Annotated in this window: 11 protein-coding genes; 4 read left to right on the top strand and 7 right to left on the bottom strand. The window is 63.4% G+C overall.

Annotation, left to right across the window (positions count from 1 at the left end; genetic code table 11):
• Positions 1–18: 18 nt before the first annotated feature.
• Both AC20117_RS18050 and uvrB read right to left on the bottom strand, forming a co-directional pair.
• Positions 19–1,077 carry a TerC family protein gene (locus tag AC20117_RS18050; protein WP_074702474.1) on the bottom strand — a complete coding sequence of 353 codons (1,059 nt, stop codon included), beginning with the start codon at positions 1,075–1,077 and terminating at the stop codon, positions 19–21.
• 191 nt (positions 1,078–1,268) lie between these two features.
• Positions 1,269–3,365, bottom strand: a complete 2,097-nt coding sequence (uvrB, locus tag AC20117_RS18045) for an excinuclease ABC subunit UvrB (protein ID WP_074702475.1) — start codon at positions 3,363–3,365, stop codon at positions 1,269–1,271.
• Between the two features lie 407 nt (positions 3,366–3,772).
• On the opposite strand from uvrB, the gene AC20117_RS18040 reads away from it, so the two are divergent.
• Positions 3,773–5,050: an MFS transporter gene (locus tag AC20117_RS18040; protein ID WP_101632635.1), complete on the top strand. Its 1,278-nt coding sequence runs from the start codon at positions 3,773–3,775 to the stop codon at positions 5,048–5,050.
• Between the two features lie 32 nt (positions 5,051–5,082).
• Here AC20117_RS18040 and coaE read toward each other — a convergent pair whose 3' ends face one another.
• Entirely contained in the window at positions 5,083–6,294 is a 1,212-nt protein-coding gene (gene coaE / locus AC20117_RS18035; protein WP_074702476.1) for a dephospho-CoA kinase, read from the bottom strand.
• 127 nt (positions 6,295–6,421) lie between these two features.
• Between coaE and AC20117_RS18030 the strand changes: the two genes are divergently transcribed.
• Positions 6,422–7,102, top strand: a complete 681-nt coding sequence (locus AC20117_RS18030) for a YigZ family protein (RefSeq protein WP_074702477.1) — start codon at positions 6,422–6,424, stop codon at positions 7,100–7,102.
• A complete protein-coding gene (locus AC20117_RS18025) occupies positions 7,095–8,222 on the top strand; it encodes a class I SAM-dependent methyltransferase (protein ID WP_074702478.1) in 1,128 nt (375 codons plus the stop codon). The genes AC20117_RS18030 and AC20117_RS18025 overlap by 8 nt, the downstream gene beginning before the upstream one ends.
• A 79-nt stretch (positions 8,223–8,301) precedes the next feature.
• Here AC20117_RS18025 and rpsA read toward each other — a convergent pair whose 3' ends face one another.
• The 4 genes from rpsA to polA form a co-directional block, all read right to left on the bottom strand.
• Positions 8,302–9,783 (bottom strand): 30S ribosomal protein S1, encoded by a 1,482-nt coding sequence (rpsA, locus tag AC20117_RS18020; RefSeq protein WP_074702479.1) that lies wholly within the window; start codon positions 9,781–9,783, stop codon positions 8,302–8,304.
• 242 nt (positions 9,784–10,025) lie between these two features.
• Entirely contained in the window at positions 10,026–11,336 is a 1,311-nt protein-coding gene (locus AC20117_RS18015) for a GNAT family N-acetyltransferase (protein ID WP_074702480.1), read from the bottom strand.
• Positions 11,337–11,347: 11 nt separating this feature from the next.
• Positions 11,348–11,959 (bottom strand): DUF8692 domain-containing protein, encoded by a 612-nt coding sequence (locus AC20117_RS18010; protein WP_139186835.1) that lies wholly within the window; start codon positions 11,957–11,959, stop codon positions 11,348–11,350.
• Between the two features lie 218 nt (positions 11,960–12,177).
• Positions 12,178–14,949 carry a DNA polymerase I gene (polA, locus tag AC20117_RS18005; protein WP_083339866.1) on the bottom strand — a complete coding sequence of 924 codons (2,772 nt, stop codon included), beginning with the start codon at positions 14,947–14,949 and terminating at the stop codon, positions 12,178–12,180.
• On the opposite strand from polA, the gene AC20117_RS18000 reads away from it, so the two are divergent.
• On the top strand, positions 14,948–15,430 hold the full coding sequence (locus tag AC20117_RS18000; protein ID WP_074702483.1) for a hotdog fold thioesterase: 483 nt from the start codon (positions 14,948–14,950) through the stop codon (positions 15,428–15,430). The two genes, polA and AC20117_RS18000, sit on opposite strands and share 2 nt — an antisense overlap.
• The last annotated feature ends 12 nt before the right edge of the window (positions 15,431–15,442 follow it).

The following is a 15,442-nucleotide window of genomic DNA, read 5'->3' as shown; positions in this document are numbered from 1 at the left end:
TTTTCGTTTGTCGGCAGGCTACTTTTCGTTGAGCTTGTCTTCCTCGCGCTCCTCGCGGCGGCTGGCTTCCAGATCCGCCTTCAGTTCAGCGTCGATCTTTGCGGCCTTGCCTGCCGGGCTCAGCAGGCTGGCTACGGTGGCCACCACGATCGTGCCCAGGATGACGGCCAGAGACAACTCGGTGGAGATCTCGGGGATCCAGTCGATATGCTGGCCGCCGTTGATGAACGGCAGTTCGTTGACATGCAGGGCGTGGAAGATCAACTTCACGCCGATGAAGGCCAGGATGACCGAAAGGCCGTGCTTGAGGTAGACCAGTCGGTCCATCAGCCCGCCCAGCAGGAAGTACAGCTGGCGAAGGCCCATCAGTGCAAAAATGTTGGCGGTAAAGACAATGAACGCGCTCTGGGTCAGGCCGAAAATCGCAGGGATGGAATCCACGGCGAAGAGCAGGTCCGTCATGCCGATGGTGATGAATACCATGACCATAGGAGTGAAAACGCGCTTGCCGTCGACCGTTGTGCGCAGTTTGTTGCCGTCAAAGTTCTCGCTCACCGGCAGTTTGCGAGTCAGCTTGGCGATGAGACCGCTTTCGGCGCCTTCTTCTTCGTCTTCACCGGAATCTGTGGCCTGCTTCCAAGCGGTCCAGAGCAGGAACGCGCCGAAGAGGTAAAAGACCCAGCTGAAGTTCTCGATGACCGTAGCTCCGAGCAGAATGAAGATTCCGCGCAGCACCAGAGCGATGATGATGCCGAACATCAGCACTTCTTGCTGGTACTTCCTGGGCACCGAGAACCTGGCCATGATGATGATGAAGACAAACAGGTTATCGATGCTGAGGCTGTATTCGGTCACCCAGCCTGCGACGAATTCCTGTCCATAGTCGGAGCCTGCTTGCCAGAACATCAGGCCGGCAAAGACGAGGGCGAGCGTCACATAGAAGCCGACCCACAGGCCGGCCTCTTTCATAGACGGTTCATGCGGACGTTTGACCACGTACAGCAGGTCGAAGAGCAAAATGAGACCCAGGACCACGAGCGATATGGTCTGGAACTGGGCAGACAACTGGTCTGACACGGATGGCCTTTCGAAAGCAGCGCATTGCGCCGATTGGAGATACGGGACATTTGCCGCAAGTCTCTCCGCCGCCCTTGTGTCGGGTACGGCCACTGCGCCCGGCCGGGCTTCGCTGCCCCGCGTGTTGACGTCCGCAGTGTTTGGGATACTCCCCTACGCCTCATCGAGTGTACCCGATTGACCGCTCCGGGTCAGGCGTGACCGGCCGCACGCATCTGCCGGAGATCCTTCTTCAGGTCCGCAATCTCATCGCGCAAGCGGCCGGCCAACTCGAACTGCAGTTCGGCTGCTGCCGCATGCATCTGTGCGGTCATCTCTTCGATCAGGGAGGTAAGGTCTTCGGCTGGTACCGCGGCAAGACCGTCCTTGCGGATCTTTTCCTTCGGCTTAGCGGCCGAGTATCCGCGCTTGCCCTTGCCGTAATCAAACTCACCCAAAAGCTCCGCGGTATCGGCGTCCTCGCGGGCCAATTGGTCGGTAATGTCCGCAATCCGTTTGCGCAGCGGCTGCGGGTCCACCCCGTGTTTCTTGTTGTAGGCCTGCTGGATTTCGCGGCGCCGGTTGGTCTCCTCGATGGCGTGCGCCATGGAATCGGTGATCCGGTCCGCGTACATGTGGACCTCGCCCGATACGTTACGGGCCGCACGGCCGATTGTCTGGATCAGCGACGTGCTGCTGCGCAGGAACCCTTCCTTGTCTGCATCGAGGATGCTGACAAGGGAGACTTCGGGCAGGTCCAGGCCTTCACGCAGCAAGTTGATCCCGACCAGTACGTCGAAGGTGCCCGTCCGCAGTTCGCGCAGGAGCTCCACCCGGCGCAGGGTATCGACATCCGAGTGCAGGTACTGGACTTTGACGCCGTGGTCCATGAGGTATTCGGTCAGGTCCTCGGCCATCCGTTTGGTCAGCGTGGTGACCAGGACGCGCTCGTTCTTCTCCACCCGGATGTTGATCTCGCCCAGCAGGTCATCAATCTGGCCCTTGGTCGGCTTCACCACGACCTCCGGGTCGATCAGTCCGGTGGGACGGATGATCTGCTGGACGTACCCGTCGGCCTTGCCCAGTTCGTATTTGCCCGGCGTGGCCGAAAGGTAGACGGTCTGGCCGATCCGCTCGAGGAATTCATCCCATTTCAGCGGCCGGTTGTCCATGGCCGAGGGCAGCCGGAACCCGTGGTCCACCAGCGTGCGCTTACGTGACATATCGCCTTCGTACATGGCGCCGATTTGGGGAACCGTCACGTGGGACTCATCGATCACCAGCATGAAGTCGTCGGGGAAGTAGTCCAGCAGGCAGTGCGGTGCGGTTCCGGCACCGCGGCCATCGATGTGCCGGGAGTAGTTTTCAATGCCGTTGCAGAAGCCCATCTGCTGCATCATCTCGAGGTCGTAGGTGGTGCGCATGCGCAGCCGCTGGGCTTCCACGAGTTTGTTCTGGGATTCCAGGACCTGCAGCCGGGCCGCCAGCTCATCCTCGATCTCCTTGATCGCCCGGCTCATCCGTTCCGGTCCGGCCACGTAGTGCGAGGCAGGAAAAACATACATTTCGGTTTCCTCGCGGATAACCTCGCCGGTCAGGGGATGCAGCGTATAGATATTCTCGATTTCGTCCCCGAAAAATTCGATGCGCAGGGCCTGTTCCTCATACATCGGAATGATTTCCACCGTATCTCCGCGCACCCGGAAGGTGCCCCGGTGGAAGTCCATGTCATTTCGCGCATACTGCATCGACACGAATCTGCGCAGCAGCTCATCACGGTCCATCTGTTCGCCCCGGCGGAGCGTGACCATGCCTGCCACGTATTCCTCGGGCGTGCCGAGACCGTAGATGCAGGAGACCGTGGCAACGACGACGACGTCGCGCCGGGTCAGCAAGGCGTTTGTCGCCGAATGCCGGAGACGTTCGACCTCCTCGTTGACGGAGGAGTCCTTTTCGATGAAGGTGTCCGTCTGCGGCACATACGCTTCCGGCTGGTAGTAGTCGTAGTAGGAGACGAAGTACTCCACCGCGTTGTTCGGCAGCAGTTCCCGGAACTCGTTCGCCAGCTGTGCTGCCAGCGTCTTGTTCTGCACCATGACAAGCGTGGGCCGCTGCACCTGTTCGATCAGCCATGCCGTCGTGGCGCTCTTACCGGTGCCCGTCGCACCCAGCAGGACGATGTCCTTCTCCCCGGCCTGGATCCGCTCGGTGAGTTCCTTAATGGCTCCAGGCTGGTCACCTGCTGGTTTGTAATCACTGATTACTTCGAAAGGAGCTACAACTCGGTTGATGTCCTGCGCAAGACTCATGGGATTAACGGTAGCCCCAATTGCGGCCAGCGTGGGTCCGCGATTGCTCCCGGCGGACAACACCGGGCCAGAACCTGCGTTGTCCGCCGCTGCCGCTGTTCCGGCGAGGAGAATTTGCCAAAAATGGTTGGCCTCGGCGCGCTGCCGGTGGATACTGTGAGCTAACAGCGACGTCAATCGAACCGAACAGAAGATGAGGATCTGCAAAGATCACTGATCTGGATGGAGAGACAGTGCCAACGGATGAACGATCGCCTGAGCCGGAGCCGGGTCAGAGGCCCGGCCAGGACGACGCAAACCCCCAGCAGAACGCAGCGTCTGAGCCCGTAGAGGAAAAATACGCGGCCCCGACAACGGATACCCCTGAAGGCAGGAAAACCATCCGGAACGCCATCGGGGCGTCGGCGATGGGTAACGCCACCGAGTGGTTCGACTACGGCATCTATGCGGTAGCCATCACGTACATTACCGCCAACTTCTTCCCCACAGAAGGCGGGCTTGGCACTGCCCTCGCACTGGCTACCTTCGCCATCTCGTTCCTCGTCCGTCCCTTGGGCGGGCTGATTTGGGGCCCGCTCGGCGACAGGCTTGGCCGCAAGGCCATTCTGGCCCTGACCATCATCTTGATGGCCGGTGCCACCTTTGCCATCGGCCTGCTGCCCACTTATGAAATGATCGGCGTCTGGGCCCCCATCCTGCTGATCCTCCTCCGCATGGTGCAAGGGTTCTCCACCGGCGGCGAATACGGCGGTGCGGCCACCTTCATGGCCGAATATTCGCCGGATAAGAAGCGCGGTTTCTTCGGCAGCTTCCTGGAATTCGGCACCTTGTTCGGCTTCATCCTCGGCACGGCCCTGGTGCTGTTCTTCCAGATCGTGCTGGGCGAGCAGGCGATGACCGAGTGGGGCTGGCGCCTACCGTTCCTGGTGGCGGGTCCCATGGGCCTGATCGGCCTCTACCTGCGTACCAAGCTCGAAGATACGCCGGTCTTCCGCGACCTTGAGGACCATCATCAGGAAGAGCCGAACGCGAAGACCGAACTGCGCGATCTGGTCGTGAAGTACTGGAAGCCGCTGCTGACCATGGGCGGACTGGTCGTGGCGCTGAATGTCACGAACTATACGCTACTGAGCTATATGCCCACCTACCTGCAGACCGAAATCAACCTCTCCGCTAACAACGCCTTGACACTGCTCCTGCTGGGCCAGCTGGCCATGATGATTGTCATTCCGTTTGCCGGCAGGCTATCCGACAGGGTCGGCCGAAAGCCAATGTGGTGGGCTTCCCTGCTGGGCCTCTTTGTAGCCGCCATACCGATGTACCTGCTCATGCGGATCAACTTCAGCACCGCCCTGATCGGCTTTGCCGTGCTGGGTCTGCTGTACGTACTTCAGCTGGCGACGATTTCCGCGACGTTCCCGGCCATGTTCCCCACGCAGGTGCGGTATGCCGGTTTCGCCATTACCTACAACGTGTCAACGGCGCTCTTCGGCGGCACGGCGCCGCTGGTGAACGATCTGCTGATTCAAGCTACCGGTGACACGCTGGTTCCCGCCTACTACATGATGGTGGCCTGCGTCGTCGGAGCCGTTGCGCTGAAGTTCATCCCGGAAACAGCCGGTTGCTCCATCCGCGGAACGGAAATTCCCAGCGTCGAACGGGACCGGGCGGCAGCGGCCAGCTGACGGACTACGGCTGGGTAGCACGCGGGGCAGCGCTACCCAGCTGCGCTGTCCGGCCGCCACTGGACGCGGCGCATCCACTCCTGCATCCCGGGTTCCGCTACGTCGGCTAGCCAACGTTCCTTATCCTTCGCGTAGCGGCCTATTGAGCCGTCCCCAGCGTGCAGCTCGGCCAGCCGTTCCTTTTCCGCCAAGTACTCCTGTGCCATTTGCGGGTTGTCGCGCAGCCAGTCACGGAAGCCGAGCGCGAACCGCCAGCCCGGGGATCCTGCCACCCGAACATGGACGTTTGCGCTCCGCCCCGGATCCGCATTGCCATGCAGCCGCTTTTCCCAGTCGTCCGGGTCCGGGTGCGATGGCTTGGGGACGTCGCGCCATAATCCTCGACGGCGGGGGAAGCCAGCCGACGCCAAGCTGCCTGCAACGGCGTCGGCTTCTTCTAACGAACGCACGCTGACCTGCAGATCGATGATGTCCTTCGCCGGCAACCCCGGAACAGCCGTGGAACCGATGTGGTCCACCGCCAGAATCCGTTCATCCGCCGACCTGATCCGGTTCGCCAGCCGCGTCGCCTGCTGCGGCCAGTCCACGCGGGGTTCGACCAGGACGGGCCCGCCGCTGGGTGCTGCCACCCGGGCCGCCGCAAGGTTCGCCGCGAAGGGTTCGAGCCGCTCATCCCACAGGCGGTCCACCCGCGCCAAAATGGCTTCCTGCGATTCCACGTTTTCCAGTATGACGTCGGCCGCGGCCAGCCGCTCGGCATGCGTTGCCTGTGCGGCAATGCGTGCCCTCGCGTCGGCCTCTGTCATGCCGCGGTCACAGACCATGCGCCGGATCCGGACTTCTTCGGGCGCATCCACCACGAGGACCAGGTGGAACCGTGACCCTTGCCCGGTTTCCATCAGCAGCGGGATGTCCTGAACGACGATCCGTTCCGGCTCGGCCTCTGCAACCAGTTGCGCCGAACGTGCGCGGACCAGGGGGTGGATGATGGCGTTCAGCTGTTCGCGTTTCGCGTGATCCCCGAAAACCGCAGCGCCGAGCGCCGGACGGTCCAGTCCGCCGTCGTCGGTCAGAATCTCTGTCCCGAACGCCGCCACAACGGCCTGCAGGCCGGGCGTTCCCGGTTCGACGACTTCGCGAGCCAGCACGTCGGCATCGATCAGTAGCGCGCCGCGTTCACGCAGCCGCCGCGCTACCAGGGATTTACCCGCGGCAATGCCGCCTGTTAGACCGACCTTAAGCACAGCATCAGTCTAGCCAGACGGCAGCCCTCCCCCACCAACCATCTCCCTCAGGCTCAAACAGGCCTCCGCCCGGCGCGGGCGCTGGTGGGAGGGCGCAGGATGGCTGCCGCCGTACTAGGCTGGTTGGGTGCATCCAGCCTCCCAGTCCACGGTTACCAGCTATACGACCATTGCTGGCGAACACCGGCACGAAATCGAGATCAAGCGCTCCCGCTTCATCACGGTACTTCGCCGCGTCGAGACCGAGGGAGCCGCGCGGGACCTTGTCGCCGACCTGCGCAAGGAGTTCCATGATGCCCGGCACCATTGTTCTGCGTTCGTCCTGGGTCCGGATCGCGACGTGCAACGTTCCAATGACGACGGCGAACCCTCCGGTACCGCCGGCCTCCCGATGCTGGAGGCTCTGACCAAACGCGAGACAGCGCCCGGGGTGACGGACCTGAGCGACGTTGCGGCCGTCGTCGTACGCTATTTCGGCGGAATCCTGCTGGGCGCCGGCGGTCTGGTGCGCGCCTACTCGGAGTCGGTGTCGCAGGCCGTGGCCTCGGCTCGATTGGTGCCGCGGCGGCGCATGCAGCTGTATGCCGTCGCTGCGGAACACGCCCAAGCCGGCCGGCTCGAGAACGAGCTGCGTGCCGCAGGTGTCACCGTGCTCGGCAGCGACTATGGGGCGGCCGGGGTCGCTATCAACGTGGCCCTTGCGGATGAACCTGAGGTGCTGGCCCGCTTCCATGAGCAGCTTGCTTCGCTCACCGCGGGCGGAGAACCGGCCGTGCCGCGCGGCACCGAGTGGGTGGATCTTGCCTGAATTGAACCTGGCGCTCTTGCGCCGCTGGCCCGACGTGGAAGCGGAGAACCTCTACGCGGCGGATGCGGCCGACCGGCTGCTGCTCGATACGGCGGCCCCGCTGCTGGCCAGGTTGCAGGGCAACGAGATCGCCGTGGTCAACGACCATTACGGTGCGCTGACTCTGTCCTTGGCCGCCGCAGGCTTCACCGGGCTGCGAGTCCATCAGGATCCGCTCTCTGCCGAACAGGCGTTGGAGAACAACGCCCGCGCGCTAGAGCTCGACGGCTTTACCCACCACTCTATGGGCCCGGAGCTGTTTACGGGCACCCGGCTGGTGCTGATGCAGCTGCCGCGGTCACTGGATGCCCTTGAGGAAGCGGCAGCTTTCATCGCCGCCGCTGCGGGGCCCGACGTGACCGTGCTCGCCGGCGGGCGCGACAAACACATGTCCCCCGCCATGAACCAGGTGCTGGGAACGGCATTCTCGTCGGTGAGCGCCGGGCGTGGCCGGCAGAAGGCCCGGGTACTGACAGCCACCGTGCCCCGCGACGACGTCCGCATCCGTTTCCCGCTCCAGGAAGAGTACGACGTCGGGCTGCCGGCTCCGTTGCGGATTGTCGCCTTCGGCGCTACGTTCGGTGGGGCCAAGCTCGATATGGGTACCCGGTTCCTGCTACCGGCACTTGCCGGTGCCCGCGCTGCCCGGCGGGCCGTAGATCTGGGGTGCGGCAACGGGACGATTGCAGCGTACCTCGCACTCTTGCGGCCGGACCTGGCTGTCCTGGCCACGGACCAGTCCGCGTCCGCCGTCGCCTCGGCCCGGGCAACCGCGGAGGCAAACGGCCTCAGCGCGCGGGTGACCGTCCAACGGGACGATGCCCTGTCCGCGCTGCCAGACTCCACCGAGGAACTCATTGTGCTCAATCCCCCGTTCCACATCGGGAACGCGGTGCATGCCGGCATCGCCCTGAAGCTGTTCGCCGATGCCGGCCGAGTACTCGCTCCCGGCGGCGAGCTGTGGACGGTGTGGAACAGCCATCTCGCATACAAGCAGGCCCTGAACCGGCTCGTCGGGACGACCCGCGAGGTCGCCCGCAACCCGAAATTCACTGTCACGGTCAGCATCCGCCGGCCCTAGGATCGTCCCGCGCAGACAAAAGAACCCCCGTCCGAGGACGGGGGTTCTTTTGTCTGCTTACCCGTGAGGGCAGGCGGAATTAGTTGCCGGTGAGCTTCTCGCGCAGTGCGGCGAGGGCCTCATCCGAAGCGAGCGTTCCGCCACCGGTGCTGGCGGTCTCAGTCTGAGCGGGCTCAGATGAGTAGCTGGTTGCAGCGGATTCGCCGGTCTCGGAAGTAGCCTGGGTGTCTTCCTGCAGGTGCTGGGCAACCTGCTTCTTGTGCGATTCCCAACGGGCCTGGGCGTCAGCGTACTGCTGCTCCCAAGCGGCGCGCTGGGTCTCGTAACCCTCGAGCCACTCGTTGGACTCCGGATCGAAGCCCTCCGGGTACTTGTAGTTGCCCTCTTCGTCGTACTCGGCAGCCATACCGTACAGGGCCGGGTCGAACTCGGTACCCTCCGGGTCAACGCCCTCGTTGGCCTGCTTGAGGCTGAGGGAGATGCGGCGGCGCTCGAGGTCGATGTCGATGACCTTGACGAACAGCTCGTCGCCAACGGAGACAACCTGCTCGGCCAGCTCAACGTGGCGGACGGCCAGCTCGGAGATGTGGACCAGGCCTTCGATGCCGTCTTCGACGCGGACGAACGCACCGAACGGAACCAGCTTGGTGACCTTACCCGGAACAACCTGCCCAAGGGCGTGGGTGCGGGCGAAGGTCTGCCACGGATCTTCCTGCGTAGCCTTCAGCGACAGGGAGACACGCTCGCGGTCCAGGTCGACTTCCAGAACCTCGACGGTGACTTCCTGGCCAACTTCGACAACCTCGGACGGGTGGTCGATGTGCTTCCAGGACAGCTCGGAGACGTGTACCAGACCGTCGACGCCGCCCAGGTCCACGAATGCACCGAAGTTGACGATGGAGGAAACGACGCCGGGACGAACCTGGCCCTTTTCCAGCTTGTTGAGGAAGGTGGAGCGGACCTCGGACTGGGTCTGCTCGAGCCATGCACGGCGGGAGAGCACAACGTTGTTGCGGTTCTTGTCCAGCTCGATGATTTTGGCTTCGATCTTCTGGCCGATGTACGGAGCCAGGTCGCGCACACGGCGCATCTCGACGAGGGAAGCGGGCAGGAAGCCGCGCAGGCCGATGTCGAGGATAAGACCACCCTTGACGACCTCGATGACGGTACCGGTAACGACACCGTCCTCTTCCTTGACCTTCTCGATGTCGCCCCAGGCACGCTCGTACTGAGCACGCTTCTTGGAGAGAATGAGGCGGCCTTCCTTGTCTTCCTTGGTAAGGACAAGGGCTTCGACCTGATCGCCTACGGCGACAACTTCGCCGGGATCAACGTCGTGCTTGATGGAAAGCTCGCGGGACGGGATGACACCTTCGGTCTTGTAACCGATGTCGAGCAGAACTTCATCGCGGTCAACCTTGACGACGGTACCTTCGACGAGATCACCGTCATTGAAGTACTTGATGGTGGCGTCGACGGCAGCGAGGAAGTCTTCGGCGGTACCAATGTCGTTGATGGCGACCTGGGGGGTACCGGGCTTCTCGGTGGAGGTGATGGTCATGTAGTAGGGGCTCCGATGTGGATAGATTTCTTAGTTCCGGACAGTTTGACTCCACGTTCGGCACCAGCACACGATAGCTGCAGCCTTGCGGTTATTGACCGTCCGGAGGTGGACTTTAATAAAAGGGTAGTGCGTACGCATTACGCGCCCGATAAGTCTAGCCGCTTGAGCCAACTGCGGTCAAAGCGTTGCAGCCCGTGGCGTCGGTTATCTTCACGATCACTCGGGCGGACAGTCGCTGCTCAGAAGTGCGTGATGCAGTACGGCTGTGCTGTGGTGGCGAAAATCCGTTCAAGCTTTCCGACGGCGTCCGCGGTTGCACCGGGCAGTCTGCCGGCGGCAGCGAGCGTTCCGGCCGTGACGCCGCCCAAATAGAGCGAGCCCAGCACATCGACGTCAACGCTCAGATCCACCGCGTCGTCCGCCGCCAGCGGTTGCACCCGTGCGTTTCCGCCGGCGGCCTCCAGCAAGAACCGGCCTGCAGCCAGCCCGAGCGGATCGACGATCTCCAGCGCAAGCCGGCCCTCGCCGTCGTAATGACGCGCTTGGAACGCCTTGACCGGATCCAGAATACGCAGCCAGAGCACGTCTTCGGCTGATTTGGCAGCGTAGCCCCGGCCGTCCTGCAGCGCCCACGGCAACGGATCTTCGACCGGGGCAAGAGACCAGCTGATCCGTTGCACCAGGTCGATGGAGCCCAGGTACCTCCACAGTTCCCGGTAGCTTTCCCCGCTGGCGGCCGCCAGATCCACGATCTTCATGGTGTACGGTTCCTTGGACCAGCCGGCGAACCGGTAGCTCACATATCCTTGGGGCATCCCGTTGCTGTCGTAGTGGACGGCCGCCCGGATCGACTTGTCCGGTTCCGGTTTGTCATTCCCCCATTGGCCGGAGATCCTCTTCGCGTAGGCGTACTGCCGGGCCACCGAACCCGGAGTCCTAGCGTGGAACCGGGCAAAGATCTCCGGCCCGAGCTGCTGCAGGGATGCCGGGTCCGCCATCTCGACCGTTCCGGCCGGCGGCGTGCGGAGGCCGAAACGCTCCTGCACGTCCACCTCCACCTCGCGGGTGAAAGTTGCTGCTCCGAAGCCAAAGCGCCCGTAGATCGTCGCCTCGGATGCGGTCAGCGCAGCGATGCCCAGACCGGAGCGCGCGGCCTGTTCGAGATCGCTGGTGATCAAGCGCCGCAGCAGTCCGCGCCGGCGGTGGGTGGGGCGGACGGTCACGGCGGTGATCTGGTGGGCATCGAGCAGACGGCCTCCGCCGACATTCATGCTGTTGACCATGGTGGCGTAGGTGGCTACCGGGATATCGGGACTCCACACGCCTGGGCGGGGCTCGTCGTCGTAAATTCCCCACAACACCCGGTTGTCCGCAGCGTAGCCCTTCGCATATTCGGCTAGGTGCGCTGCCTCGGTAGAACTTTCGTGGAAACCTGCATCGACGGCGTCGAACCAGCCCTGAAAGCGGGCCGAGGGAGTGTCGCCCTCAGTTTCCGCAGGGAACTGTTCAATCCGCAGGGTCGAGGATGCGGTTGTCGCGTTGGTGTCCACGGTTTACGAGCCTAATGGGCATTTTCGGCTTCTACCAGATCCCGGGCCCTTTGCAGCCGCCTCGCGAGGTGATCAGCGATGGCGCCTGCAGCGATGATGCAGCCGAGCATTTCCAGACCCTCTTCCAGGATCAATCCCGCGGAGAAGACGTAATCCGGGCCGTTCTGACGGATCCAGCCGTTGAATGCTTCGACGCCGAGTGCGCCTGCACCGTAGCAGCCCAGCCCCAGGGCGAGCGCCCGTCCCGTTTCCCGGGGCAGCGACCGTCCGGCGAAGAACAGGACCGTGGCACCGGCTATCCCGACGACCGCGCCCAGCGCGAGCCAGGGGTAGGTCGGGGTGTCCAGTCCTGCGGCGAGGAGCGGCCGGGCGAGCCGCTCATGCAGCCGGGCTGCCTCGTCGAGGCTCAGGTATGCGGCGGCCGCCGCGATCACCGTCCAGGAGATGCGTGTCCTGCCATGGGCAGTCAGCGCGGAGGTTGCGGCCAGTGCGGCTACCAGGAACAGCAGCGCTGAGTTCCACCAGGTGGGCAGGTTGGCCTCGGCCCCGATGTCCACGAATTCCTTTGCTTCGTCCAGCGGGATCACGTAGTGGAGGGCGAACACGGCTACGAACAGCGCCATGATGAGGCCTGTAACCAGCAGAAGTAAGCGGACGGCCGTGCGTGCAGGCGGCTGTTGGCCGAAAAGCAATTGAATTCTCCTGGCATAGCCGGCTTCAACGATCAGGGAAACCCTACCGGCAGTAAATGAGACAAAAATGAGAGCCGCCGCCTCAGTCTTGCCCGGTGCTGACAGCACAGCTGAAGCCGGCCTATGCGGCCCGGCTTCAGCTATCCGGATCAGTGGCCGGCTTCGTTCCAGTTGCTGCCGACTCCGACCGATACGTCCAACGGAACAGTCAGCTCGGCCGCTGCCGCCATCTGCTCCCGTACCAGCTTCTCCACCGTCTCGCGCTCTCCCGGGGCGACCTCGAGTACCAGTTCGTCATGCACCTGCAACAGCATCCTGGAGGACAGCTTCTGTGCCCTGAGCCCGGCATCGACCCCGAGCATTGCCTTCTTGATGATGTCCGCCGCCGACCCCTGGATGGGCGCGTTCAGCGCGGCGCGCTCCGACATCTCCCGCAGCTGGCGGTTATCGCTGTTCAGGTCCGGCAGGTAGCGGCGGCGGCCTTCAATCGTGGAAGTAAAGCCGTCCTTACGTGCCTGCTCGACGATGCCGCGCAGGTAGTCGCGGACGGCGCCGAACCGCGCGAAGTAGTCCTTCATCAGCGTCCTGGCCTCGTCAACCGAAATCTTGAGCTGCTTGGACAGGCCGAAGGAGCTCAGGCCGTACACCAGGCCGTAGGACATCGCCTTCACCTTGGCGCGCATCTCGCTGGTGACCTCTTCCGGGGCCACGCCGAAGATGTGGGCGCCGACGAACCTGTGCAGGTCCTCGCCTTGGCGGAAGGCCTGGATCAGTCCCTCGTCGCCGGAGAGGTGCGCCATGATGCGCATTTCGATCTGCGAGTAGTCCGCCGTGAGCAGCGTTTCGTAGCCTTCGCCCACGATGAAGACTTCACGGATGCGGCGGCCTTCTTCGGAACGGACGGGGATGTTCTGCAGGTTCGGGTTGTTCGACGACAGGCGCCCGGTCGCCGCCACTGTCTGCGCATAGGTGGTGTGGATGCGGCCGTCCTCGGCCACGGACTTTTTCAGCCCTTCGACCGTCTGCTTGAGTTTGCTGGCATCCCGGTAGGCCAGCAGCTGCACTAGGAACGGGTGCTGCGTTTTGGCGATCAGATCATTCAGCGCGTCCGCATCCGTGGAGTAGCCCGTCTTGATCTTCTTCGTCTTGGGCAGTTCCAGCTCGTCGAACAGGACGGTCTGGAGCTGCTTGGGCGACCCGAGATTAATCTCCTTGCCGATGATCCGGAATGCTTCCGAACTGGCAGCATTGATGGTGGTGCTGAAGCCGTCCAGCAGGCCGTCCAGCTTGTCCACGGCGACGGCGATACCGTCCAGTTCCATTCGCGCAAGCACCCAGGACAGCGGCAGGTCCAGCCCCGCCAGCAACTGGTTCGCACCGCGCTCGATGAGCTGGCCGGCAAAGTGTTCGCTCAGTTCCAGCGAGGCAAATGCTTTTGCGACGGCGGGTGCCGCCACATCGTCCTCGCCCAGGCTCAGCTCCAGCTGGCCGCCGCCGGAAGTGGCCGCCGACGCTACCGACAGCTTCAAGTGGTATTGGGCCAGGTCGGCCAGATCGTAGTTCCGGCGGTCCGGCTGGATCAGGTAAGCGGAAATCGCCGTGTCATCAACGACGCCAGCCAGCTCGAGGCCCCGGACGGAGAGCAGCTTGTAGGCCGACTTGAAATCGTGGATGACCTTGGGCGCATCCAGATCCTCCAGCCACTCGGCCAGCCGGCGTTCGGCATCGGCGTCGAGGCCTTCAAAGGCAACGTAAGCGGCAGCCGAGGGACTCACCAGGGCCAGCCCCACGGCGTCGTCCCCTGCTGTGGTTTGCTCGGTGACCAGCTGCACGGCAACCGGGAGCTGGTTCGTGCTGTCGAGCCAGTCGTCCAGTTCCTTCTCGTTCGTGAGAACAACGTGCTGCGGTGCGTGGACCTCGGTGTCCTCGACCTGCTCCTCGCCGCCGAAGGTGTCGATCAGCCGCTTGCGCAAAGTGTTGAACTGGAGGGCGTCGAAGAGTTCCTCGATGGCGTCCCGGTCCGGCTGCTGCAGGAGCATGGTTTCCAGGTTGACCGGCAGGTCCATGTCCCGGAGCAGGTGGTTGAGCCGACGGTTGCGCTTGACCTCCTCGACATTGGCCCGGAGGGCGTCACCGACTTTGCCGCCGATGGCATCCAGGTTCTCCAGGATGCCGTCCAGTCCGCCATACTGGTTGATCCATTTGGCGGCCGTCTTTGGACCCACGCCCGGTACGCCGGGGAGATTGTCCGCGGTCTCGCCGACGAGCGCCGCCAGATCCGAGTAGTGGCCCGGGGAAACGAAGTACTTGGCCTCCACAGCTGCGGCGTCCATGGGCGGAATGTCGCTGATGCCCTTCTTCGGGTAGAGCACCGTCACACTGTCCGTGATCAGCTGGAACGCATCCCGGTCGCCCGAGACCACCAGCACATCCCAGCCGGCTGCTTCGCCCTGGGTGGCGAGGGTGGCGATAATGTCATCGGCTTCGAACCCGTCCATCGAGATGGTGGGGATCCGCATCGCCTCCATGAGCTTGATGATGAGGTCCACCTGGCCATGGAATTCCTGCGGGGTCTTGCTCCGGCCGCCCTTGTACTCGCTGTACTCCTGGTCCCGGAACGTGGGGGTGTCCAGGTCGAACGCCACCGCCACGTGCGTCGGTTTGTGCTCGCGGATCATGACCAGCAGCATCGAAGTGAAACCGTACACAGCATTGGTGTGCTGCCCCGTATCCGTGGAGAACTTGTCCGCCGGCAGGGCGTAGAACGCGCGGAAGGCCATGGAATGGCCATCGATGACCAGCAGCCGCTTTCGTTCCTGGCTGGAATTTTCTTCAGGGGCGGCGGCCGTGGCCGTCAGCGTATCGCCGGCTGGGGACACCGGTTTGTTAGTTTCACTCACAGGTGCCAGCCTAGTTCCCATGAGCGACAATTTCACACCGGCAGCGGTACCGGGGGCAGCGCCGGATTTGACTGACGAGCTTGTTTCCGCAGGGGTACCCGTGGAGCTGCGTCCGTGGCTGCGGCACATGGGCGTTGGCGCCCTGGTGGTGAAAATGGGAATCGTTTTTTCGCACATGAGCGCGGAGCGGATGGTGGCCACCATGCCGGTCGAAGGAAACACACAGGTGGCCGGGATCCTGCACGGGGGTGCGCATACGGTGATGGCCGAAACCTTGGGCTCCTTCGCCGCTGCCATCCATGCCGGACCGGACCGGCACGCGCTGGGCATCGAAGTCAGTGCTACCCATCACCGTGCCGCGGCCGCGGGTCTGGTAACCGGTACGGCTACCGCCATCCACCTGGGCCGGACGTTGACGGTCCACGAAGTGGTCATGACCGATGGCCAGGGGCGCCGGCTTTCCACCGCCCGCATCACCAACATGATCAGGGACAACGCGTAAAGCGGGAACAAC

Source organism: Arthrobacter crystallopoietes (genome assembly GCF_002849715.1).
GTDB classification, from domain to species: Bacteria; Actinomycetota; Actinomycetes; order Actinomycetales; family Micrococcaceae; genus Crystallibacter; species Crystallibacter crystallopoietes.
This window is presented reverse-complemented; position numbering and strand designations above follow the sequence as displayed.